The following is a 23,542-nucleotide window of genomic DNA, read 5'->3' as shown; positions in this document are numbered from 1 at the left end:
CTGACAGTTTGTCTATGAACAAAATCAAGTTTTGGAACAGTTGGGATGCGGACACCAGGTATCCCTTTCTGTTTTTGCTGATCGTGGCCGTGCTGGCGCTCATGCTGGGGGTATACCATTACTTCACCGGCGAGAGCAATTTTCTGGCCTGGGATAAGCTGCCTGAGCTGCAGGTGGTGCAGGTGCCCGTGCACGAGTTTTCGCGGCTACTGGAGACGTTCACCCTATATGCCGACGGTTATCTGCTCACAGAGCAGTACGACGTAGCCATCCCTTCCCTCAACAAATTTGCGGCCGTCGCGCTGGTGCTCTTGCTGGCTCTCTGCCTGGCTTTCTATGCAGCGGCGATCTCCACCATGAAGCGCATTCCTTACTTTGCAGGTATACTGCTGCTCATGATGCTGCTCGCCTCCTTCAACCTCGATCTGCTGGGCATTATTGGCAACAACACCGGTCAGAGCACGCTGCTGGTGTCAATCGTTTTTTTTGCGCTGGCGACCTACGCCTTTCAGGCTTTTTACCAGCAGGTTTCCTTTACAGTGCGGGTTATGGTGATGATCGCGTTGGTCAGTGTACTGGGTGCTTTCATCTACACGGAGTCCGACTTCACACCGCTGCTCACCACGTTGCACCTGGCCAATTACAGCTCGCTGGCGCTCATGGTGGCTTCGCTGCTGTTCATGATCTGGGTTGGTTATGAAAACATCAATGCCCTGCTCTGGATCAACACGCAGGCGGCCAGGCCGGAACGTCGTTTCAGCGTATGGCAGTTTGTGCTGGTCAGCGTGCTGTACCTGGCGAATCTGGTGTTGCTATACCTGCGCCACGTCGGCTATGTGAAGGGGGATTTCTTTTACATCAATGCCTTCGTTATTCTGCTTTTCTCGGCATTAGCCGGCTTTTGGGGCATGCGCCAGCGCGAAGCCCTGTATGGCAGGCTTTTCCCCTTCAGGCCCACCGGTGCCATCATTTATCTGGTGTTTGCCACTATTACCTTCCTGAGCATCGGTTACGCCTATGCCACCGCCAACGATTCTGCTATTTCCGTCTTTCATAACCTGATCGTCTACACGCACCTGGCCTTCGGAGCCTTCTTTTTTGTGTACGTGATGGTGAACTTCGGGGAGTTGATCAGTCAGCGACTGGCCGTTTATAAGGTCGTGTACCAACCCAAAAAGCTGCCGGTGTATACCATCTATACCATGGGCGCCATTCTGCTGGTCATCCTGGTGATGCGCACACAGTTCAGGGTCTACTTCAATGCCTACGCCGGCTACTACAGCTACCTGGGTGACCTCTACCAGGGCTCTGATAACGATATTCTGGCGGAGCGTTTCTACAAAGAAAGCGACCTGTTCGACTCGCATAACACAAAGGCCAGCTTCAGTTTGTCGGCCATGTATCGTGAACAAAACGAGCGCAACAAAGAGATTCTGACACTGCAGGAAGCCCTGGAGCGACGCCCGAACCCGAAACTCTACATCCGTCTGGCCAACCTGTATGACCGCAAGCAGTACTTTTTCGAAAAGCTGTATGTGCTGCAACAAGGGGCAGAGGCTTTCCCAAAGAACGGGGAGATCTACAACAACCTGGCCCTGCTTTATGCGCAGACAAGCGTACACGACAGCGTAGCCTACTACTTTGATCTGGCCCAGCGGCACGCGGAAAATCAGGATCTAGTGCGCAGCAACCGCCTGGCTTACTATACCCGCCAGGCCATGCCGGAAGAAGCCAAGGAACTGATAACGGAGATACGCTCTGCTAAATACAAGCCGCTGCGTAGCAACATGGCCGCACTCAATCAGTTGCTGGGCCGTACTTCCGATGTCAAGGAAGATAATTTTGTGCCGGATTCGCTGGAGCAGGTAGAGGACCTGACCTTATTCTACAACAAAACTATTTCCAGTGTAAACAAAGGCGATACATCGCTGTTGAAACCTATCAACCGCTACCTGGGCTCGCAGGAAAACAGGCTCTTTATGGAGGACCTGCTATACCTGAAGGGCCTGGCGCACCACTACGATGGCAGGCCGAAAGAGGCGCGCAGCGTGGTAGAGAACCTGGCGCTGGCCGCAGGTGAGCGAAGTGGCTACTATTACAATGCCCTGGGGCACTGGATGATGGAAGAAGAAAACTACGGTGCTGCAGCCCATTACTTTAAAGAGGCCAAAGACAGGGGCTTCACGCAGGCTTTCCTGTCGCATGCCTATGCGCTGGCGCTCAACCACCAGTCCGACGAGGCGGTAGTGGCGCTGCGCGATGTCGCCTTTACAGAGCTGGAGTCGGCGGTTGCGGTAGCGCAGTCGCTGGAGGAAGTGCTGGAGCAGGCGCCGTCTGCCATCATCACAAAGGCCCCGGACCGCGACAAGGTGCAGTACCTGATCGCCTATCTGCCCGACCTGCTGCCTGCGGATATAGACCGCATCGTGAAGAGCGTGCAGGAAAAAGACCTGCGTCGTGAGGCGCTGGTGGCTAAGGTAGACTACTTTATGGGAAAACGGCAGTGGAAGTTGGCCAATGAGGCCATCAAAGAGGCAGCCGCTGAACTGCAACCCGAAGGAGAGCTCCGTTCCAGGCTCAATCTGCAGCAAATGCGCCTGTGGCTCAATACCAAGAACCACGAGGTGCTGGTGAAGCGGATGGACAATCTATACCTGACACCGAAGGACAAACGGCATAAACTGTATTTCCGGGCAAAAATAGCTGAAATAAAAGAACGTGACCGCGAAGCCGCCGAGCGATATAGCCAGGCACTGAAGATGCTGCTGTTCGACGAGCAGGTGGTAGAGGATGCCGCAGCTTTCTTTGCCAGGTATAGCCCGGCCGAGATGCAGGCTTATGACATCCTGCTGGACGGAATCACCTATAATCCATACTCTGCCAGACTTTACAAAGCCTATGCGCTGGAGAGTGTAAACAGGGGGCTTGTCAGCTATGCAGACCAGGCACTTGTTTCGCTTCGCAGCTTGCTTCCTGCTTCGGAATATAGTACTTTTAAAGAGAAATTTGATAAACAGCGCCAGGCTAAAGAGGCGGAGGCGGACCAGTGGCAACTCTAAAACAAGTTCTATGAGCACCATCATCGAGACACATGATATTTCGAAGGTATACCGCATGGGGAGCGAGACCATTCATGCACTTAAGTCTGTGTCTATCAAAATAGAACGAGGAGAGTATGTGGCGTTTATGGGGCCGTCCGGTTCCGGAAAATCGACGCTCATGAACATCATCGGCTGTCTGGATACCCCCTCGGGAGGACAGTACGTCTTGAACGGGAACGATGTGAGCAATATGACCGACAACGAGCTGGCGGAGGTGCGCAACAAAGAGATTGGCTTTGTGTTCCAGACCTTTAACCTGCTGCCCCGCCAGACTTCGCTCGAAAATGTAGCCCTGCCACTGATCTACGCCGGGTATAACAAATCGGCGCGGGAGGAAAAAGCTCAGAAAGTATTGGAGAGTGTAGGCCTGGGCAACCGGGGCAAGCACAAACCAAACGAGTTGTCAGGTGGTCAGCGCCAGCGTGTGGCCATCGCCCGTGCCCTGATCAACGATCCAAGCATCATTCTGGCCGATGAACCAACCGGTAACCTCGATACCAAAACCTCTTACGAGATCATGGAACTCTTCGAGAACCTGCATGCCAAAGGCAATACCATCATCATGGTGACGCACGAAGAGGACATTGCCAAATACGCCCACCGTATTGTGCGCCTTCGCGACGGTTTGGTAGAGACAGACGAGGTTAACCAGGATATAACTTCGCATGCGAAAATGAACGCAGCGCAATAACTCATGAAAATATACACCAAGACAGGCGACAAAGGCACCACTTCTCTCATAGGCGGTACCCGTGTAACCAAGTCGCACTTACGCATTGAAGCCTACGGTACTGTAGACGAACTTAACTCATACATCGGGCTGGTACGGGACCAGGAAGTAAACAAGAGCCGTGCCGACATCCTGAAGGAGATTCAGGACCGCCTCTTCACCATTGGCTCCACGCTGGCCACCGACCCCGACAAGAACACCAAAATGGTAACGCCCGACCTCCAACCCGAGGACGTCACTCTGCTGGAGCAGGAAATTGACAAGATGACGGCAGAAGTGCCTCCGTTGCGCTCCTTTGTGCTGCCAGGCGGTCATCAGTCAGTTTCGTTCGGGCACCTGGCCCGCTGCGTTTGCCGCCGTGCCGAGCGCCTGGCCATCCGCCTCCAGGAAGAATCGCCGGTCGAAGATCTGGTGATCGTATACCTCAACCGCCTGTCGGATTATCTGTTCGCTCTTTGCCGGAAAATGACGTATGAGTTACAGGCTGAGGAAATCGCCTGGAAGCCACGCGTCTGATTGCATTGTTCAACTAATAATTCCCTTTATTTATGTCAGTTGATACCCTTACTATACCCACTCAGACGGTTTCGCAGAGCCGCATCGCTGAGGTAGACTTTAACAATATTGAGTTCGGGAAAATATTTGCCGACCACATGCTGGTAGTCGATTACAAAGACGGCGCCTGGCAGAACCCCGAAATCGTGCCTTACGGCAACATGTCGCTAAGCCCGGCAACCTCAGCCCTCCACTACGGGCAGGCCATCTTCGAAGGAATGAAAGCCTATAAGAATGCTGAAGGCGAAATCCTGCTGTTCAGACCGCTCGACAACTTCAAGCGACTGAACATCTCCGGAGACCGCATGTGCATACCTGAACTGCCAGAGGAAATCTTTATGCAGGGGCTGGAGCAACTGTTGCGCCTGGATGCAGCCTGGGTACCACCAACACCGGGTTGTGCCCTGTACATTCGCCCCTTCATCTTTGCCACAGACGACTTTATTGGTGTGCGTCCATCCTCAACTTACCGTTTCGTGGTGTTTAGCTGTCCGGTAGGAGCCTACTATGGTCAGCCGCTGCGTGTGGCCATAGAGCCAAATTATGTACGTTCGGCCGAGGGTGGTGCAGGCTATGCCAAAGCCGCCGGAAACTACGGTGCTGCGCTATACCCTGCCCGCAAAATGCAGGAGTGCGGCTATCACCAACTCATCTGGACAGACGCCCGCGAGCATAAGTACATTGAGGAATCCGGCACCATGAACGTGATGTTTGTGATTGATGGAAAGCTCGTGACCCCTGCCGTGAGCACTACCATTCTGTCAGGCATCACCCGCGACAGTGTACTGCAGGTAGCCCGCGACAAGGGTATACCTGTAGAGGAGCGCAAAGTGGCTATAAGCGAGATAGTGGAAGCGCATAAAGCGGGCAAGCTGCAGGAAGCTTTCGGTACTGGAACAGCAGCCACCATCGCCCAGATCGCCACCATTCATTACAATGGCGAAGACATAGATCTGCCGTCAATAGAAGGCCGCGAGATATCCAATAGCATCGCAACCGAGCTGGATCGTATCAAGACCGGTCAGGCACCCGATGCCCATAATTGGATTTACAAGATCGGCCTATAGCAAACAAGTATAAGTAAATGCTGGATTGGAAGCATGTAGGGCTTGCGATCCAGCATTTTAGCGTTTAATAAATAATAGAAAGCATGACTTCAGAACAATTGAAGGAATTAAAGGCTCGTGTTGCAGCCTTGAGGAGGTACCTTTGACTACGATGCCAAGAAAGAGCAGATAGCGGAGACCGAGAAGCAGACCCTGGCGCCTGACTTTTGGGATGAACCAAAGGAAGCAGAGAAAGTACTCAAAGAAGTGAAACTACTGAAGGTATGGACAGACCACTACGAAGAGGTAGAAAAGTCGCTGTCTGACCTGGAGGTGCTCTTTGATTTCCACAAGGAAGGCGATGTGTCGGAAGAAGATATAAAAGAGGAGGCGAAAAAGACAGAGCAGGCCATTGAGGGACTGGAATTCAAGCGTATGTTAAGTGGCGAAGAAGACCAGTTGAACGCCATCCTGGAGATCAACCCGGGAGCGGGTGGCACCGAGAGCCAGGACTGGGCCGAAATGCTGATGCGCATGTACATCATGTGGGCTGAGTCCCATAATTTTGGGGTGAAGCAGGTGAACTACAATCCCGGCGACGGGGCAGGTATAAAGTCAGCCACGCTGGAGATAACCGGAGACTTTGCCTACGGTTATCTCAAATCCGAGATCGGGGTGCACCGTCTGGTTCGTATATCGCCCTTTGACTCAGGCGGGCGTCGCCATACCTCTTTTGCCTCGGTATTTGCCTACCCGGTAGTAGACGACACCATCCACATCGATGTGAACCCAAGCGACATTGAATGGGATACTTTCCGATCAGGAGGAGCCGGTGGCCAGAACGTGAACAAAGTGGAGACGGCTGTGCGCCTAAAGCACAAACCAACCGGTATCGTGATCGAATGCCAGATTGAGCGCTCACAGCTGATGAACAAGGAACACGCCCTGCGCATGCTCCGTTCGCGCCTATACCAGATTGAGATAGACAAGCGAAACGAGGAGCGTGACAGGGTAGAGAGCACGAAGAAGCGTATCGACTTTGGCTCACAGATCCGGAACTACGTGCTACATCCATACAAACTTGTAAAGGACGTACGTACGGGCGTAGAGCGGTCTGATGTGCAGAACGTGCTGGACGGTGATTTAGACGAGTACATAAAGGCATTCCTCATGCAGGCGTAAAACAAGCTATACCTGTCATCAAAAAAACAGGCTCCCCAACAGGAGCCTGTTTTTTTGATGTGAAAAAATGTTGCCTGCCCGGTTTACTCAGGGCCTCCCGCCCACCAGACAGGCACGGAGAATATTTGAGTGCCTCTTATATCAGGAACATTTCCCTCATTGGTATCCAACTCATTTTGTGCATAAGGGAAGCGCAGTGGCGGAGGAGAAATCTGATGTTGTGAAATAAAGGCGGGCAGTCCTGTCCTTCTCCAGTCATTGTAAGCTTCTATGGATTGGAACAGCCAGAAGGCGATCCATTTCTGGCGGATTATGTTTTCTAATGAAACAGTAGTCGCATTAGCTGCAATGTAGGCATCAATGGCAGGGTCTGGTGCATTAATCTGTCTTCGCATAGCCTCCCGAATGCCATTTTGATAAGCAGTAAGGGCTTCGCCTGTATTACCCAGCCTGAGGTGCGCTTCTGCCTGTATGAACAGCAGTTCATCATATGTCATAATTGGCATGGGGGCGGTGGCGTTGAGCACAGCAGGAGTAGGGTCAGAGAAACTTTCATTTGCCTGATCATTGGTTTGTGTTCCATTAGGTGCCCCCACTATCGCAGGGTCTTCATCTTCCGTACTTGGGTCAGGGTCGGGAGCAGGTGCTACCAAAGCTTCTAAGCGTGGATCATTTAGACTCTGGAGCGTAGTCACAAAAGATTGGCTCACCGCATGGTGGCTGCGGTCGTTAGACTCCTGGTACCACGGGTGCTCACCAATGGCTGCGGCAGTATACCTTGTAAAAGTGAGGTTTTGGGATGCGTTCTGGAAGCCTTGGGCTGCCGCTGCAAGCGCAGCTTGAGCCGAGCCTGCCGGGTCTATATTGCTCAGTCTGTTGTGAAACCTTGCTTTCAGGGAGTAGGCCGTTCTGGTCCAGTTGTTCACGTTGCCCGAGTAGATCAGGTCCTGCCCCCCTGGCGAGGGAGCCCCACTGGCCAGATCAACGATCGCCTCATCAAGCAAATTTTGAATCTCGGTATAGATTTGCTGTTGGGAGTCATAAGTAGGGGTCCGGTTCTCCACACCCTGGCCTGCTTGAGAATAAGGCACGCGGCCCCACACGTCTGTAGCTACGGACATGGTATAGGCCTTGAGTACTTTGGCTATACCTACGTGCACAAGGTTGCCTTCCTCTTCCCCACCGGGGGAGCCACGCTCAATAATAATGTTCAGATCCGGTAGCACACCAGCGTAAATGTTATTCCACATATTATTGACCAGTGTATTGTTTTCGAGTCCGGAGCGACGGTCTGCCTCCTGCAGCTGGGCATGCACCCCAGCAGTGTGCTGCACAAAAACAGAAGAGTACCAGGACAAGTCAGCGCCTGTCACTGCCGTAGGAACGTTTACCGTAACCTGGGGCAAGAGCAGGTTCACTGAAACCTCCTCCGGGCTATTGGGGTTGGTGTCAATCTCGTCCAGTGTGTCGTCGCTGCATGAGCCGCCTATTAGGACTAACCCGACAGCGATTAGATAACTTATATATCTATGCTTCTTCATGATTTCTGTCTGTTAAAATGTTAGTCTTAATCCAGCGCCAAAGCTTCTCGCCTGTGGTAGCGTCACATACTCCAGTCCCTGGAAATTACTGCCCCCACCCACACTAGTCTCGGGGTCAAAGTTGGGGTAATCTGTAATCAGGAAGAGGTTGCGGCCGGTCAGCACCACCGAAGCATCTTTGATGAAGGTCCGTTCGGTAAGCGTTTCAGGTAGGGAGAAGCTGAGCGCAACCTCCCGCAGCCTGACAAAGGTGGTGGAATACACGTTCGACTCGTCGATGGCATCCAGTGTGCTTTGCCAGTAAGTCTGCCCCCGAACGATTGGGATGTCGTTGGCTCCCTCCACGACCAGGTTGCCGTTTTCATCCTGAAAGCCTTTAACACCCGGGTACACGGAGTCGCTTTCGCGGTCTTCGGTTACTTCGTCCATGCCGTACAGTTTCAGAAGCCTGGTGTTACCGGCGTACATGTTGCCACCTTTTCTCCAGTCTACCTGGGCGGTAAGGTTGATGCCCCGGAAGGTGAAGCCGTTAGTGAAGGACATCTCGAAGTCAGGTTGTACGTTGCCGATGTTCTTGGCCTCGCCTCCGAGCAGCGGCATGCCATACCTTGGGTTAGGGTTGCCAGTCGTTAAAGTTTGGCGACTGTCCACCACCACGTTGCCATTGTCGTCTCTTATAAAGGAAGATCCAAAAATGATAGGGTAGAGCGCCCCCGCCTCAGCCCGGACGTTCGGTGTCACGAAGCCTCCAAGGAAAATGCTCTCTACACCCTCCGCCAGTTCAACTACCCGGTTTCTGTAGCGCGTGTAGTTGGTGGTGAAAGTCCACTCAAAATTGTCTGATCGGAATGGGACGATAGTGGCAATTAACTCATGCCCTTTGGTCTCCAGGCGACCGGCATTCCTGAACTCAGCGGTAAAGCCCGAAGAGGCAGCAACCGGAACACTGAAAATCTGATCTTCCGTCGTTTGCACGTAATAGGTATAGTCCAGCGTTAATCGATTGTCGAACAGTCTGAAGTCACCACCAAACTCAATGGTTTTGGTGTTTTGCGGTCTCAAGTCCTCTGTTCTGAATACAGCGCTACGGGTATAACCAATCGTGTTGTTGAATGGGAACTGGATACCATCGTTCAGGAAGCCGGAGCCAGCACCACCCGGTATGAAGATGTTCCGCGTAATATAGGCCTGATCAGGCGCCTGCCCTGCCTCTGCATAGGATGCTCTCAACTTGCCAAAATTCAGGATGTCATTTTGTAGCTCAAAGGCATCTGTAAAGGCAAAGCCCACACCCACTGATGGGTAGAAGAAAGTGCGGTTGCCACGAGCCAGGTTAGAAACGTAGTCCTGTCTGGCTGATGCGTTCAGGAAGAGATAATCCCGGAAGCCTACCTCCGCATTGGCGTAGAAGCCGGCTACCCTGCGTCGGGTGATGGTCTCTGCGGCGTTCTGCACCACGGTGTTGCTTATGTTGCGGAAACCACCCTGGGCAATACCCCGGCCTACTGTAGAGATCAGCCGGTTGCGTATGTCATAAATTTCGTTGCCCAAGAGGAAATTCAGGTTAATATCCTCACCTATCTCCCTGTTGAGGATCAGGGACAGGTTGGAGTTGATCTGGTTCTGATTGAATGAAAAGTCGTTGATCTGACCGCCGGCAGGTATAGTGGTTATACCACCAGTAAATCCCGAACCAAGTTCATACACCTCTTTGCCGTCCGTAATAAAGAAGTCACCACCCAGTCTGTAGTTTACCTGCAGCCAGTCGAGTGCCTGGTAGTTGATGTTGGCCGTACTGATGACACGGCGCGTATCTTCGTAGAATTGGTTATTGGCCAGGGACCAGCGCGGGTTGTCTATCTGTCCGCGGTAGTTGATTTGTCTGTAGGGGTTCAGTGGATCTGCAAAAGGCAGCCCCCACAGGTCGAAGTTACGCGGGGCGGCATACAGTGTGAACAGCGGATTAGAAAGGTTAGAGCCGCCCGGCACCTTATCGATGTGTACGTCAGAATAATTGGCGGATGCCCCAAGGGTCACTTTCGGATGCACCTTAAACTCACCGGCTATTTTACCGGTAAAGCGTTCCATGCCTGTAGTAGGGATAATGCCTTCCTGGTCGGTATATCCCAGCGTTACGGCGTAGTTGCCTATTTGTCCACTGTTGGCCACCGAGATGCTGTTTGTGGCCGTATGGCCAGTCTGAAAGAACGGATCCATGTTGTCAAAAACCCTGTTGCCCGACACCGTGGCCCCCGTGGCATCCACCACATCACCCAGTGTGCTGATTCTCGGGCCCCAAGACAATGAGGTGGCACGATTGTAGACACCGGCAGACCCCTGCGAGTAAGTGCTCTGCAGGTCAGGTAACCTGGACACGCGGTCGATCTGATAATCGGTGGAAAACGTAACAGTGGCTCTGTCCTGTGCATCAAGGCCCCTTCCTTTTTTAGTGGTGATCAGCACAACCCCGTTTGCAGCTCTTACACCGTATAGTGCCGCTGCAGCCCCACCTTTGAGCACGGAAATAGACTCTATGTCGTTCGGGTTGATGTCGAGTGCGCGTGCCGAAGCATCTGTTCCGCTCACACCCCCAACACCTATACCTGTGCCGCCGGCCTGCTGTATGGCGTCACTTTCAATTGGCATGCCGTCCACCACATACAGTGGCTGGTTGTTGCCAACAAGGGAGCGCGCTCCCCGAATGGTGATCTGAGAAGACGAACCCGGCATACCGCTGGATTGGCGCACAACCACACCAGCTACCTTGCCTTGCAGCGCATTCGTAACATTGGGGTGGTTGGCACGGCTGACATCCTCTCCATCCACCTGTTGCACCGAGTAACTGAGTGCCCTTTCTTCTCTTTCAATACCGAATGCTGTAACCACAACCTCACCCAACTGCCGTGTGTCCACGCTCATGGTAACGTTGATCGTGCTCTGGTTGTCAATATTGCGTGTAACGGTGGCATAGCCAATAAAGCGGAAGGCGAGTGTATTGGAGCCCTCAGGCACGTTAATAGTGTACTCTCCGTTGGCTCCAGTTGCGGTGCCGACGCTGGTGCCTTGTACCAGCACGGCGACGCCGGGCAGTCCTTGCCCTGTTTCCTGGTCTGTCACGGTACCCGTGACCGTTCTAGTCTGAGCCATGCCCTGTTGAGAAAAGGCAAGCACCAGAATAAAACATACTAGTAGTAGTTTGTTCATGTCCCAAAAAGTTTTGGTTTCATAAGATGTGTAGAGTCAATCTGGCAAAAGTGCCTCGTGTTAGGGCACTTACTGGTGAGGTAGGGCGGGGGAGCCTTTCAGAAGGGAGTCCTTTGTAGGTAGAACAAAAGTTAGAACATTAAATATGGTAATGTATGTATTGTTTAATGTTAAAATTCAATTAGATAATCATAACATTATACGTGACAAATTTTAATTAGCATTTGATTAATAGTATTTTAACTAAAAAATAATGCAATTAAGGTAAGGTGAAGTTATTTATATATTTATGTTTTTATAGTATGATTTGGGGTAATGCAGCCTTTAAAGGGAGGAAAGGCTAGCGGAATGGCTGAATAAAGAGGAGCCTACATAAAGCAAGTTGACTTTAGCTCACATTTTTATAATAGTTGTTACAACCTTGTTGACTGAAGGGGTCATAGCTTATTTACTACCCAAATGCAGGTATGTGTCATAACATTGACTAAGAAAGAGTTAAGAAGATTGATAATTAAACTGTTTTAACAGATTTGGTAGAATGTTGAGAAGGAGGTAAGGCAGGGTTGATGAAAAGTATTCTGATGATCAGTTGTTTATGGTCTTTATCAGATTCAGAAAGTAGGATTGTATTTGTAATAACATAGGATAAAGGCTTAAGTAACTGAAAAAGACGTGTATACGGGTGCGTAAATTTAAATTGCAGTTTTGTATATATTGAAAAAATATGCTTAGTTTGGAGCATTCAAATAGTGTAGAAAGTTTACTTAAATACTAATTAGGCTTGTTTTATTCCTGTTTGATTGCTAATATGGACATGAGTTTGGAGGGCTTTAATAGTCCGTAACATAAAGCCCATGTATTTGTTAGCATCTTAACATTGCTTGTTGCAAACCATTAATCTTAACTACTATTTATCTTTCACCTCAATTAACAGACCAATGAAAAAACTACTACTATTGAGTTTTGCGCTGGTATTCGTCGTGCTTCAACAGGCATTGGCGCAGGGCAGAACTGTTACGGGTACTGTGACAGACCAGTCGACTGGCCAAGGCCTTCCTGGTGTGGCAGTACTTGTAAAGGGCACTAGTACCGGTACGGCTACCGGTGCAGACGGTACTTACTCTATTACTGTGCCGGCAGACGGAAACACGCTTGTGTTCCGCTTCCTCGGTTACAAAACAACTGAGCGTGCGATCGGTACAGCAGCTTCTATTAACGTAGCACTTGAAATCGACCAGAGACAACTTGATGAAGTTGTGGTGGTGGGTTACGGTACACAGCAGAAAAAAGACGTGACCAGCTCTATTGCGCAGGTTAAAGGTGAGACAATTGCTAACATGGCAACACCGTCTTTTGACCAGCAGCTGGCAGGCCGTGCTTCTGGTGTGCAGATCACGCAGCCATCCGGTATCCTGGGTGCGCCTCCAAAGATCAACATCCGTGGTGTAAACTCTATCTCTTCCAACACGCAGCCACTTATCGTAATCGACGGTGTGCCTGCTACTTCTGGTAACCTGGGCGGTTTTACACCTTCAAACGCACTTGCCGACATCAACCCGAACGATATCGAGTCTTTCGAGATCCTGAAAGATGGTGCTGCGACAGCGGTTTACGGTTCACGCGCCTCTAACGGTGTAATCCTGATCACAACGAAGCGTGGTAAATCAGGTCAGGCTAAGTTCTCTTATGATGGCTGGGCTGGTTCTGCAAAAGCAATTGAGCTGCACGACCTGCTGAACGCCCGTGAATTCGTTGATATCACGAACGAGAAGTACGCTAACCTTGGCCAGACATCTCCGGCAGCGTTGGGTGATGCAGACACTGACTGGAACGAAGAAGTGTTCCGCTCTGCTTTCCAGCAAAGCCACGCATTCTCTGCCAGCGGTGGTACTGACAAAACGACTTATTACTTCTCTCTTGGTTACTCTAACCAGGAAGGTATTGGCCGTGCGAACAGCCTGGAGCGTTACTCCATCCGCACAAACCTGCAGACTAAAGTAACCAGCTTCCTCGATTTCGGCTTACAGGCTGGTTTGACCAACCAGATCAACTCTGGTCCGCTTACTGGTTCTAACAACTTGTCTGGTAACATCTTCGGTGTTATCCGTATGCACCCTAACGTGCCTGTGTTCAACCCAGAGCACCCAACCGGCTACAACATCGACTTCAACGAGCCTAGAGCACTTGGTCGTGGTCCAAACGCTGGTATCATTGCCAACGGTATTCCAAACATCCGTTTCGTACTGGATAACAACAAGCGTAGAGCTACTACATACCGTGGTCTGGGTAACGTGTTCCTGGATTTCAAACTGGTGGACAACCTGCGTTTCAGAACACAGCTTGGTGCTGACTTAACGCTGGTAGACGACTTCCTGTTCAACGACCCACGTCATGGTGACGGCCAGGGTTCTGGTGGTGTAGTTTCTCAGGCTTACTCTCCTATTAAAGCATGGAACTGGCAAAATATCCTGAGCTACAACAAGTCGTTCAACGAAGTGCACAACCTGGACGTGACTGCAGTACAGGAGTATAACAAAACAAGATCAAGCTTCTTCCAGGCGCAAGGCACAGGTCTTTCTGACCGTTTCTTCAACGAAAACCTGGTTTCTGGTGCATTTGCTAACCAGTTTGCTTTCGGTGGCATCGGTGAAAATGGTCTTGCTTCTTACCTGGGCCGTTTCAACTACAACTATGCCAGCAAGTACTATATCGGTGCTTCTATGCGTGCTGACGGTCTTTCTAAGCTTTCTCCTGACAACCGTTGGGGTTATTTCCCTGGCGTGTCTGCCGCCTGGAGAATCTCTGAAGAAGAATTCTTCAAGAACTCATCTGCTCTTAGCGTTATCTCTGACCTGAGACTGCGTGGTAGCTGGGCTGAAGTTGGTAACATCGGTATCCCTGGTGGTAACTATCCATACCTGGGTTCATTCGGTGCTGCTCAGTACGGTACTTTCAACGGTATCTCTTTCAGCAACACGGGTAACCCTGACCTGCGTTGGGAAGCTCAGAAAATCACTGACTTCGGTGTTGACCTGGGCTTGTTCGACGGTCGTCTGAACGTAGAATTGGCTTACTGGATGAAGGACAACTCTGACGTAGTTCTTGCTGCGCCAACTCCTCCATCACTGGGTGTGCCTAACAACTCGATCATCCGTAACATCGGTCGCGTTTACAACGACGGTATCGAGATCGGTATCTCTGGTACGGTAATCGACAAGTCGAACTTTAGCTGGAACTCTAACTTCAACTTCTCTACACAGAATAACGAAGTGAAAGAACTGGTTGAAGGTCAGGACATCGTGTTTGAATACACCATTCACCGTGAAGGCGAGTCTATCAACTCGATCTACGGCTACCAGTACGAAGGTGTGAACAGAGCAAACGGTAACCCAATCTACCGCAAAGGCGATGGCTCTCTGGTACAGGGTAACATCTCTGGCAACGGTGGTTCTGCTGGTGTATACTACGGTTACGACCCTGCTAACCCAACCGCACTTGGTACACAGTCTTCTCTGTCATCTGCTGACAAAGTAATCCTGGGCACTACGCTTCCTAAGTGGTTCGGTGGTTTCGATAACAACTTCAAACTTGGAAACTTCGATGCCAACGTATTTGTTCGCTTCTCAGGCGGTAACAAAATCATGAACCGTACACGTCAGGACCTTTTGACAATGGCGTTTGAGAACAACGGTCGCGAGATTCTTGGCAGATGGCAGTCTCCTGAAAACCCAGGTGACGGTCAGACTCCAAGGCTGGCTGCCGGTGCAAACTACGGTAACTTCATCAACACGAACGGTGAGTCTTCTTCTCGCTTCGTTGAGAGCGGCGACTTCCTGAAAGTGAGCAACCTGTCGCTTGGCTACACACTGCCAAAGACACTGTCTGATCGCATTAGTGTTGATCGTCTGAGAGTTTACGCCCAGGTACAGAACGCTTTCGTGTTCACAGATTACACAGGTCTTGATCCAGAAACTTACACTAACCTGAACAACAACAACCTTGGTGTGGACTGGAACGGTCAGCCACAGCAGCGTACGTTCACAGTTGGTTTAAACCTTGGCTTCTAATTTCTTAATTCCCTTAAAATGAAAAATAGATCATTCATCAAAAATAAACTGAAGTTAGCGTTGCTCGCCCCCGCGGTGTGCTTCTCCCTGATGCTGACTTCGTGCGAGAAGGATACAGTAGAACTTGATCCTTTCGATAGACTTACCGAAGAGAGTGCCTTTACAACCCCTGAGCGTGTAGAACTGGCAGTAGCCGGTGTGTATGATGCTGCTCAGAGTGGTTTCTATGCTGGTGGTGCTGTGCGTGGTTATCCGTTTGGTGCGGCTCACGTAGAGCAGGGCGACAACCGTGGAGAGGACATGCTGAACCTGGAGGCGTTCTACGCTATCACGTACGGCTCAACTTACAATGCGGCTTCTGCCAACAACGTGTACCACTTCGAAACACTTTACTCGGTAATCAACAAAGCTAACATTGTGATCGAGGGTGTTGAGAAAGCAGTAGCGGATGGTTTGATCACACCTGAAGTAGGCAATGCCTACAGCGGTGAGGCTCGCTTCCTGCGTGCTCTTTCTAACCACGAACTGTTGGTGCACTTTGCGCGTCCTTACAACCACACAGCTGATGCTTCTCACCCGGGCGTTCCGATCAGAACGATTCCGGTGAACACACCAGCGCGTGTAGAAGAAGCAAGACAGCAAGGTAGAAATACGGTGAAAGAAGGTTATGATGCTATCCTGGCAGACCTTGACTATGCTGAAACCAACCTGCCTGATACACGTGCAGCCGGTGCTAAAATTTCTAGAGCTACGAAAGGTGCTGCTATTGCCATGAAGTCTCGTATAAGACTGCACATGCAGGATTGGCAGGGAGTAATTACTGAGGGCAATAAACTGATCTCTGGTACAGAGACATTCACTAGCCCTATCGGTGGTTATGCTTTGACAGCTTCGCCTGACGCTCCTTGGGCCAGCAACTCTGGAAACTCTGAGTCAATCTTCTCGTTCATGAACACTGCGAACGATAACGCCAGTGTAAACGGTTCGTTGGGTCAGATGTATAACGCACAGCCAGGTGGTCGTGCGCTGGTTGCCATCAGCCCACTTATCTGGAACGCGTCTTTCTGGCCAGCTGATGACGCCCGTCGTGACATTACGTTTACTACAGCTCGTGCTATCTTCACAAGAAAGTACAGAGATGCTCAAACGCAGACGGACTGGTCTCCAATCATTCGTTATGCTGAAGTGCTGCTGAACGTAGCTGAGGCTGAGTCTAGACTGGGTAACAGTGGCAGAGCACTGGATCTGTTGAACGCAGTTCGTGGTCGCTCTACTGACGAAACATACACTGGTCTGGCAGGCGATGCCTTAACACAGGCGATTGTAAACGAGCGTCGTATCGAGTTCCTGGCTGAAGGTATGCGCTGGAAAGACATCCACCGTCTGGCAAAAGAGGGTAGATTCGGTCCGGCCGGTATACCTGCTAAAGTAGCTTCATTGTCGAACCACATACCACAGTACAGTGCGGCAAGCGGTACGTTCCCAGCTGCTACTATACCTTTCATTCCGTACGATGACTTCCGTTTCATCTGGCCAATTCCAGTTTCTGAAGTGGCATCTAACCCTGTGTTAGCTGCTCAGCAAAACCCTGGATACTAAGCCAAACGGTTAGTATAAATTTAAAAAGCCCTGTCAGCATAAGTTGACAGGGCTTTTTGTTTTATTTTTGTTTACAAACCTACCTACACACCATGGCTCTTCTACCTAATTACAGTGGCTATACCTTAGAAGCAGGTATAGATGAGGCTGGCCGGGGCTGCCTGGCGGGCCCAGTAGTGGCCGCTGCCGTTATATTGCCACCAGACTATAGCCACAGCCTGTTGAACGACTCAAAGCAACTGAGCCATAAGCAAAGGCTGCAAGTGCGGGTAGATATAGTGCGTGATGCGGTGGCCTGGGCCATAGGAGAGGCGAGCCCGGCCGAGATTGACCAGGTCAACATTCTGCAGGCAACCTACCTGGCAATGCACAGAGCTATAGCAGGACTTGCCCGGGAACCAGAATATTTAATAGTGGATGGAAACCGATTTAAGGTATACGAAGCGCTGCGCCATACCTGTATTGTGAAGGGGGATGGGAAGTACCTGTCTATTGCGGCAGCCTCGGTGCTAGCCAAGACGCACCGCGATGAGATGATGTGTGCGCTTGCAAAAGAACATGGCGCTTATGGTTGGGAGCGAAACGCAGGATACCCTACGAAAGAGCATCGCAATAGCATTGCGCAGTATGGAGCCACGCAATACCACCGCCAATCTTTTAGATTATTGTCAGAAGAGCAATTGCCGTTGTTCCCAACGAAAGAGAGCTAAAGTTTATTTAAGCTTTATGAGGTCGAGGAACAGGGTGAAGTTGTCGAGAGAGGAGGGGCTGGCTTCAAAGTTCTCAAAACTCATCGGCTTTACGATATAGCCTGCCACATTCAGCTTTTGTGCAGCCATGAGGTCAGTCTCCTCATTTGAAGTGGTCATGATGAAAACCGGGATGTGGCTGAACTCCGGCTCGTGGCGCATTTCGGCCAGGAACTCCAGGCCGTTCATGCGCGGCATGTTGATATCGAGCAAAATGACGCTAGGGGCTGGAGATATTTTGGGCACACCGCTTCCGCGTAGCATATCAAGCGCCTCGCGGCCATTGCGGGCTACATGGATCGGGTGTGTAATGCCTATTTTTTTAAGTTCGCGTTCTACATTCATAATATCCAGGTAGTCATCTTCCACTAAAAGGATATTAACGTCTTTATTTATCATAGCACTTCTAGAAATTCAATAATCAAATTTAATACAATTATTTTAGTTATGCCTGATTTTTAGGCCAGGTAAAGCTAAATGTTGCCCCTTGACCGGGGCTGGAGGCCACCCAAATATTGCCTCCATGGTGCTCTACGATCTTTTTCACAATAGCCAGACCCACACCTGTACTTTCTACTGCATCGCGTTCCTGTAGCGTCTGGAAAATCACGAATATGCGTTCGTGGTAGTGCGGATCTATACCTGGACCATCATCTGACACAGAGAAGGTATAGAAGTTCTCAGACTCCTGACAGGAGATGTCAATACGGCCATCTTCGCGATGATGGTATTTGATGGCATTCGAAATTAAGTTGAGGAAAATCTGGTGCAAATGCACCCGCTCTGTGTAAATATACGGCATATTGGGGCCAATTTCGATGGTAAAGCCCTTCGGTGGTGAGGCCATATCGGTTACCTCGGCCAGGAGTTGCTGCACGTCCACCATCTCCTGCGCATAACTGTTTCGGTCCACGCGGGCAAGAGCCAGTATGCCATTAATCAGGTTTTCCATGCGGTGTACCCGCACACGCATCATCATCAGGTACTCCTTGATATTGTCAGGCAAGTTCTGCCCCATGTCTTCCTCCACCCACCGCGATGCCACTTCTATACCTCTCAAAGGCGCCTTCAGGTCATGCGATACCACATAGGCAAACTGATCGAGCTCTTTGTTCTTTCGATCCAGTTCCGAGAACGTTTCATCAATAGTGGCCGACATCCTGTTCAGGGAGTATGATAGCTGGCTAAGTTCGTCCTTGGAGGTATCCACGATCTGGGTCTGGTATTCCCCCTTCGATATCTTTTCGGCCAGTGTCACCATCTTCATGATGCGGTTAGAGATAATGCGGGTGATGTATAATGCCCAGCCAAGGCCCAATAGTACCGACAGTATGGTTAGAACGGTGGACACCTGTCTCGTAGTATTGATACTGGTGTTCAGTCGCTCATTTCTTTCTCCCCGCAAAGTATACTCATGGGAGTTAAACACACGGAAGTCGCTTCGGATGGTGTCCATCAGCACTTTTTCGCCCAAAACCAAAGTGTCTAACTTCATGTCGAATGCTCGGGAGGAGTATTCGAGCGTGTCGCCCCTTTTCATCTCTATAAGCGGCTCTGCATACTTCGTAATCCAGTTATCATGCGTGCTGATGATTTTGGAAAGTTTTTGCTGCTGGCTCTCGGAAGCGGTATAGCTTCTGACATCCTCACGCAGCCTGGGCAATATACTTTTGGCCTCATTGTAAGGCTCCAGGAACACTTCGTTTCCATTAAGCAGGAAGCCCCGCAAACCCGCTTCCATATCAATGATGTTACGCTGCAGCGAGGCAGAATTGCGGACCACGATCTGAGAGCGCGATACCCAGCGCATGTTTTCGATCACGTCCTCCGACAACCTGAAGTTTACAATGGCAACAGTAGTGAAAAGCAGTGATATCAGGACGAACCCGATAAACAGCTTGGTAGATAGCTTCATGGAATATTATCTGATGTGCGCCAGACTGAGCTTTTGATAAGACAGACGATATGCTGCTAATTTAGTAAAAATGATGCGAAGCAAACTAAAACGGTAAGCAAAACGCATAGCAGATTGCAGTTTGAGCAAATAAGGAGTAGGCACACTTATCCTGTGTGCTGTGCGGTAAAGAGTAGTAAATGGCATGATCCTTTTGGCTAAAAAGTGACGGGTTGATTTACGTACCGACCCTGACAAGGTTATGCACAGCAGGGTGTTGATAAATGCCTGCAGGAGGACGGCGGCAAGTAGAAACGTGTAAAAATAGCGTTTAAGCTATACTAAGCTTGTTCCTGCATAAAATTTCGGAAGCGGTTTTATTTTACTTAATTTTGGGCATCTACTTTATAAGCAATCAAACCTGATATGGAACTGAAGAAAATAGCTTTGAATGATGTGCACGAGTCGCTGGGAGCGAAAATGGTGCCTTTTGCTGGGTATAACATGCCAGTGCGCTACTCGTCTGACCTGGAAGAGCACAACACCGTACGCAACGCGGTAGGTATATTCGACGTGTCGCACATGGGCGAGTTTCTGGTAAAAGGCCCTGAGGCACTCGACCTGATTCAGCGTGTTACCACGAACGATGCCTCAAAGCTAACACCTGGCAAGATCCAGTACTCCTGCTTCCCTAACGAGGAAGGCGGCATTGTGGACGACCTGTTGGTGTACTGCATGGCCGAGAATGAGTACATGCTGGTGGTGAACGCATCAAACATCGAAAAGGACTGGGCCTGGGTGAGTAAGTACAACACCAAGGGTGCGGAGCTACAGAACATTTCGGATGAGATGTCGCTGTTTGCCGTGCAGGGTCCCAAGACAGTGGAGGCATTGCAATCACTTACTTCTGTAGACCTAGGCAGCATGGCCTACTATACCTTCGAAAAGGGCGAGTTTGCCGGTGTGCCTGATGTTATACTCTCTGCCACAGGCTATACCGGTTCGGGTGGTTTTGAGATTTACGTGAAGAACGAAGATGCCGAGAAGGTGTTCCATGCGATTATGGAAGCTGGTAAGGAACAGGGTATCAAGCCAATCGGTTTGGGTGCCCGCGACACTTTGCGCCTCGAAATGGGCTTCTGCCTCTACGGCAACGACATCAACGACTCGACTTCGCCCTTGGAGGCTGGCCTGGGTTGGATCACTAAATTCGACAAGGAGTTTGTGAATGCTGAGAACCTGAAAGAGCAGAAAGCAGCGGGTGTACAGCGTAAGCTGGTTGGTTTTGAGATGCTGGAAAAAGCTATACCTAGAGCGCACTACGAGATCGTGAACGCCGATGGCGAAAAGATAGGAGAGGTTACCTCTGGTACGATGTCACCATCACTTGGCAAAGGCATCGGAATGGGCTACGTGCAAACCGAGTACAGCAAGCCGGGCACCGAGGTGTTCGTTCGCGTGCGCAACAAAGACATGAAAGGCCAAATTGTGAAGCCACCATTTGTGAAGAAGTAAACTAATTGTTGATGGTTAAATTATTAAACGTATTCGCAGTATCGAATACGTTTAATAATTTAACCATCAGCAATTTAACCATATAGCAATTTAATTAATGCCGAGTATAGATGTGTGTTACAGCCCGGAGCTGTTGCACTTGTATGAACTGGAGGGGAAGGCAGTGGTGGCCGTGGATATTCTGCGTGCTACCTCTACCATGGTGACGGCTTTTGCGCATGGCGCTACCGATATTATACCTGTGATGCAACTAGAGGAGTGCCGCGGCTATGCCGAGCAGGGCTGCCTGACCGCTGCTGAGCGCAACGGTATAAAAGCGGAAGGCTTCGACCTGGGCAACTCCCCGTTTGCCTACATGAACGGACAGGTAAAGGGCCGTACCGTGGCCATCACGACCACCAACGGTACCCGTGCCATCCGATTGTCAGAGGCCGCCGACGAGATTGTGGTGGGGGCATTCCTCAACCTGGAGACTGTTGCGGAGCACCTGCGAGAGCTGCAGCTGGATGTATTGGTGGTTTGTGCCGGCTGGAAGGGTAAGTTCAATCTCGAAGACACACTGTTTGCCGGTGCACTTGCCGAGCGCCTGCAGGGCGAGTTTGAGTTTGAAAACGACGCCACCCTGGCCTCGCTATACCTGTACCATGCCGCCAAAGAGGACATGGTCGCTTTCCTGCGCCAATCCTCTCATGTGCGCCGCCTCGAAAACCTCGAAATCCACAAAGACATCGAATTCTGCCTCCAGCACGACACCTACAACGTATTGCCGGTTTGGAAAGGGGACAGACTGGTAAACCTGAAGGAGAAGCTGAAGTAAGTTTGGGAGTTTGAGAGCTGGGGAGTGGAGAATTACAGGATTTTGGAAATCAGAGGGTATGACTTTTTCACTCTTAATAACCAACACCTGAATCGACTTAACCATTTAAAACAGAACAGGGCCGGTCTTTCAAAACCGGCCCTGTTCTGTTTTAAATATCATTCTCAATTCCTCTTTTCCTAAACTCCTCAACTCTCAAACTCCCAAACTCCCAAACTTACTTCAGCTTCTCGTTCTGCTTATGCCGGTCGCTGTCGCGGGAGGTTTTCTTTTCCAGGTTTTTGCGGAGGGCTTCGGTGAGGTCTATACCTGTCTGGTTGGCGATGCAGATGAGCACGAAGAGCACATCGGCCAGCTCGTCTGATAGTTGCTTTCCCTCGTCGCTTTTCTTAAAAGACTGCTCGCCATACTGCCGGGACATAATGCGGGCCACTTCGCCTACCTCTTCCGTCAGAATGGCCATGTTGGTGAGCTCGTTGAAGTAGCGCACACCGTTTTCTTTGATCCAGTTGTCAACAATAGTTTGGGCTTCGGCAATGGTCATAGGTATAGGGGCTTTGTTATTTGCCAAATTTAATCACAAAATCGACGTAGGGTATACCGATGGCGATAGATTCCGCGATTTCACCGTTGTTGATAAAAGCCAGATCGACTGTTATACGCTCTCCCATAAACCGCACGCCGTACGAGATCAAACCGTAATAGCCGTCGCTCGGCACAAGCCAGTTCTCCGAAACCAAGCCCACCCGGCGACTTAGCCGCTTCATCCCACTCAGGTTAATCACGGGTCTTTTTGAGAACTCGTCGTCCACAAAGCCATAGCCCATACCCAGTGTCACGTTGTCGTCGGTGTTGCCATAGGTCACGATGCCATAGCCTATACCTAAGCCGGAGAAATCTTCTTCCAGCCCGATCACATTCATGTAAAGCAAGCCGCCGCCAGCCCGCCACTTGTCATTGATCCCGAAGGTAGCCTTTGGGGTGAGGTAGAAAGCCGGTGTGCCAGAGAAAGTGGAGATCAACTCAAAGCCACCGCCCATGGTGATGTTATCGGTGATGCCGATGTTAAAAGAGTTGAGCACCAGGTAAGTGTTCTGGTAATAGGCTTCGCCTTTTTTGAGGCTGAAGGCAGAAGGAGAGAACAGGTAGCGGGTCGCATTGGGGTTTTCGAACCAGTATTCGCCGTCGCGCATGCGGCTGTCGTCGATGATCTTGGTGCTCTTGATCTGGGTATGCGGAATAAGCACCTCGCCGGCGCTGTCAGTCTGCAAGCGTATACCACCATCCGTTTGGCCTAAGAATATACCCTGTATTACAGAACCATCACGGGTTTCCACGATCCAGCGTTTGCCAATCACACTTTTGGTGGTGGTAGTATCTGTCTGGGCCTGCGCGCCAGTTGCTATACCTGTTATGAGTAAGGCGCACAGCAGTAGCCGGCCAAGAAGTAGTGGCAGCCAGGCTGCCTGATGGGGTAGGGCTTTCATATAAACTGTCCGGTAAGGTATAGCTGAATCAGGTAGAAATATAAGTATTATTTCT

Annotated in this window: 16 protein-coding genes; 10 read left to right on the top strand and 6 right to left on the bottom strand. The window is 50.5% G+C overall.

Annotation, left to right across the window (positions count from 1 at the left end; translation table 11 throughout):
• Positions 1–14 precede the first annotated feature (14 nt).
• The 5 genes from C8E01_RS08380 to prfB all read left to right on the top strand — a co-directional run bounded on the left by C8E01_RS08380 (position 15) and on the right by prfB (position 6,614).
• Positions 15–3,059, top strand: a complete 3,045-nt coding sequence (locus C8E01_RS08380; protein WP_116542910.1) for a tetratricopeptide repeat protein — start codon at positions 15–17, stop codon at positions 3,057–3,059.
• A 10-nt stretch (positions 3,060–3,069) separates the two neighbouring features.
• Positions 3,070–3,792 carry an ABC transporter ATP-binding protein gene (locus C8E01_RS08375; RefSeq protein WP_116542909.1) on the top strand — a complete coding sequence of 241 codons (723 nt, stop codon included), beginning with the start codon at positions 3,070–3,072 and terminating at the stop codon, positions 3,790–3,792.
• 3 nt (positions 3,793–3,795) lie between these two features.
• A complete protein-coding gene (locus C8E01_RS08370; protein ID WP_116542908.1) occupies positions 3,796–4,347 on the top strand; it encodes a cob(I)yrinic acid a,c-diamide adenosyltransferase in 552 nt (183 codons plus the stop codon).
• Positions 4,348–4,379: 32 nt separating this feature from the next.
• Complete coding sequence (locus tag C8E01_RS08365; protein WP_116542907.1) at positions 4,380–5,453, top strand: branched-chain amino acid aminotransferase; 1,074 nt, start codon at positions 4,380–4,382, stop codon at positions 5,451–5,453.
• A gap of 83 nt (positions 5,454–5,536) precedes the next feature.
• A protein-coding gene (gene prfB / locus C8E01_RS08360) for a peptide chain release factor 2 (protein WP_116542906.1) occupies positions 5,537–6,614 on the top strand; the annotation gives its coding sequence in 2 pieces (ribosomal slippage) (positions 5,537–5,596 and positions 5,598–6,614; 1,077 coding nt in all).
• Positions 6,615–6,697: 83 nt separating this feature from the next.
• On the opposite strand, the gene C8E01_RS08355 is transcribed toward prfB, so the two are convergent.
• Both C8E01_RS08355 and C8E01_RS08350 read right to left on the bottom strand, forming a co-directional pair.
• Positions 6,698–8,155 (bottom strand): SusD/RagB family nutrient-binding outer membrane lipoprotein, encoded by a 1,458-nt coding sequence (locus C8E01_RS08355; protein WP_116542905.1) that lies wholly within the window; start codon positions 8,153–8,155, stop codon positions 6,698–6,700.
• A gap of 12 nt (positions 8,156–8,167) precedes the next feature.
• A complete protein-coding gene (locus tag C8E01_RS08350) occupies positions 8,168–11,359 on the bottom strand; it encodes a SusC/RagA family TonB-linked outer membrane protein (RefSeq protein ID WP_116542904.1) in 3,192 nt (1,063 codons plus the stop codon).
• Positions 11,360–12,297: 938 nt separating this feature from the next.
• On the opposite strand from C8E01_RS08350, the gene C8E01_RS08345 reads away from it, so the two are divergent.
• The 3 genes from C8E01_RS08345 (at position 12,298) to C8E01_RS08335 (ending at position 17,735) form a co-directional block, all read left to right on the top strand.
• Positions 12,298–15,426: a SusC/RagA family TonB-linked outer membrane protein gene (locus tag C8E01_RS08345; protein WP_243409481.1), complete on the top strand. Its 3,129-nt coding sequence runs from the start codon at positions 12,298–12,300 to the stop codon at positions 15,424–15,426.
• Positions 15,427–15,444: 18 nt separating this feature from the next.
• Positions 15,445–17,025, top strand: a complete 1,581-nt coding sequence (locus tag C8E01_RS08340; RefSeq protein ID WP_165820597.1) for a RagB/SusD family nutrient uptake outer membrane protein — start codon at positions 15,445–15,447, stop codon at positions 17,023–17,025.
• Between the two features lie 92 nt (positions 17,026–17,117).
• Positions 17,118–17,735 carry a ribonuclease HII gene (locus C8E01_RS08335; RefSeq protein WP_116542903.1) on the top strand — a complete coding sequence of 206 codons (618 nt, stop codon included), beginning with the start codon at positions 17,118–17,120 and terminating at the stop codon, positions 17,733–17,735.
• A gap of 3 nt (positions 17,736–17,738) precedes the next feature.
• Here C8E01_RS08335 and C8E01_RS08330 read toward each other — a convergent pair whose 3' ends face one another.
• Together C8E01_RS08330 and C8E01_RS08325 are read right to left on the bottom strand one after the other, a co-directional pair.
• Complete coding sequence (locus C8E01_RS08330) at positions 17,739–18,173, bottom strand: response regulator (protein ID WP_116542902.1); 435 nt, start codon at positions 18,171–18,173, stop codon at positions 17,739–17,741.
• A gap of 46 nt (positions 18,174–18,219) precedes the next feature.
• A complete protein-coding gene (locus C8E01_RS08325; RefSeq protein ID WP_165820596.1) occupies positions 18,220–19,689 on the bottom strand; it encodes a sensor histidine kinase in 1,470 nt (489 codons plus the stop codon).
• 405 nt (positions 19,690–20,094) lie between these two features.
• On the opposite strand from C8E01_RS08325, the gene gcvT reads away from it, so the two are divergent.
• Positions 20,095–21,183: a glycine cleavage system aminomethyltransferase GcvT gene (gcvT, locus tag C8E01_RS08320; protein ID WP_116542901.1), complete on the top strand. Its 1,089-nt coding sequence runs from the start codon at positions 20,095–20,097 to the stop codon at positions 21,181–21,183.
• A gap of 97 nt (positions 21,184–21,280) precedes the next feature.
• Positions 21,281–22,000, top strand: coding sequence for a 2-phosphosulfolactate phosphatase (locus tag C8E01_RS08315; protein WP_116542900.1), 720 nt, complete (start codon positions 21,281–21,283; stop codon positions 21,998–22,000).
• A 217-nt stretch (positions 22,001–22,217) separates the two neighbouring features.
• Here C8E01_RS08315 and C8E01_RS08310 read toward each other — a convergent pair whose 3' ends face one another.
• Together C8E01_RS08310 and C8E01_RS08305 are read right to left on the bottom strand one after the other, a co-directional pair.
• Positions 22,218–22,544: a nucleotide pyrophosphohydrolase gene (locus C8E01_RS08310; RefSeq protein WP_116542899.1), complete on the bottom strand. Its 327-nt coding sequence runs from the start codon at positions 22,542–22,544 to the stop codon at positions 22,218–22,220.
• A 16-nt stretch (positions 22,545–22,560) separates the two neighbouring features.
• Positions 22,561–23,487, bottom strand: a complete 927-nt coding sequence (locus C8E01_RS08305; RefSeq protein ID WP_116542898.1) for a hypothetical protein — start codon at positions 23,485–23,487, stop codon at positions 22,561–22,563.
• Positions 23,488–23,542: the final 55 nt, after the last annotated feature.

Origin of the sequence: Pontibacter virosus, assembly GCF_003096355.1 — a bacterium.
GTDB classification, from domain to species: domain Bacteria; phylum Bacteroidota; class Bacteroidia; order Cytophagales; family Hymenobacteraceae; genus Pontibacter; species Pontibacter virosus.
This window is presented reverse-complemented; position numbering and strand designations above follow the sequence as displayed.

Coding starts and splice junctions, on each gene's coding strand:
- C8E01_RS08310 (WP_116542899.1), bottom strand. CDS start 22,544: ATGACCATTGCCGAAGCCCAAACTATTGTTGACAACTGGATCAAAGAA.
- C8E01_RS08355 (WP_116542905.1), bottom strand. CDS start 8,155: ATGAAGAAGCATAGATATATAAGTTATCTAATCGCTGTCGGGTTAGTC.
- C8E01_RS08335 (WP_116542903.1), top strand. CDS start 17,118: ATGGCTCTTCTACCTAATTACAGTGGCTATACCTTAGAAGCAGGTATA.
- C8E01_RS08380 (WP_116542910.1), top strand. CDS start 15: ATGAACAAAATCAAGTTTTGGAACAGTTGGGATGCGGACACCAGGTAT.
- C8E01_RS08325 (WP_165820596.1), bottom strand. CDS start 19,689: ATGAAGCTATCTACCAAGCTGTTTATCGGGTTCGTCCTGATATCACTG.
- gcvT (WP_116542901.1), top strand. CDS start 20,095: ATGGAACTGAAGAAAATAGCTTTGAATGATGTGCACGAGTCGCTGGGA.
- C8E01_RS08315 (WP_116542900.1), top strand. CDS start 21,281: ATGCCGAGTATAGATGTGTGTTACAGCCCGGAGCTGTTGCACTTGTAT.
- C8E01_RS08340 (WP_165820597.1), top strand. CDS start 15,445: ATGAAAAATAGATCATTCATCAAAAATAAACTGAAGTTAGCGTTGCTC.
- C8E01_RS08345 (WP_243409481.1), top strand. CDS start 12,298: ATGAAAAAACTACTACTATTGAGTTTTGCGCTGGTATTCGTCGTGCTT.
- C8E01_RS08350 (WP_116542904.1), bottom strand. CDS start 11,359: ATGAACAAACTACTACTAGTATGTTTTATTCTGGTGCTTGCCTTTTCT.
- C8E01_RS08330 (WP_116542902.1), bottom strand. CDS start 18,173: ATGATAAATAAAGACGTTAATATCCTTTTAGTGGAAGATGACTACCTG.
- C8E01_RS08305 (WP_116542898.1), bottom strand. CDS start 23,487: ATGAAAGCCCTACCCCATCAGGCAGCCTGGCTGCCACTACTTCTTGGC.
- C8E01_RS08365 (WP_116542907.1), top strand. CDS start 4,380: ATGTCAGTTGATACCCTTACTATACCCACTCAGACGGTTTCGCAGAGC.
- C8E01_RS08375 (WP_116542909.1), top strand. CDS start 3,070: ATGAGCACCATCATCGAGACACATGATATTTCGAAGGTATACCGCATG.
- C8E01_RS08370 (WP_116542908.1), top strand. CDS start 3,796: ATGAAAATATACACCAAGACAGGCGACAAAGGCACCACTTCTCTCATA.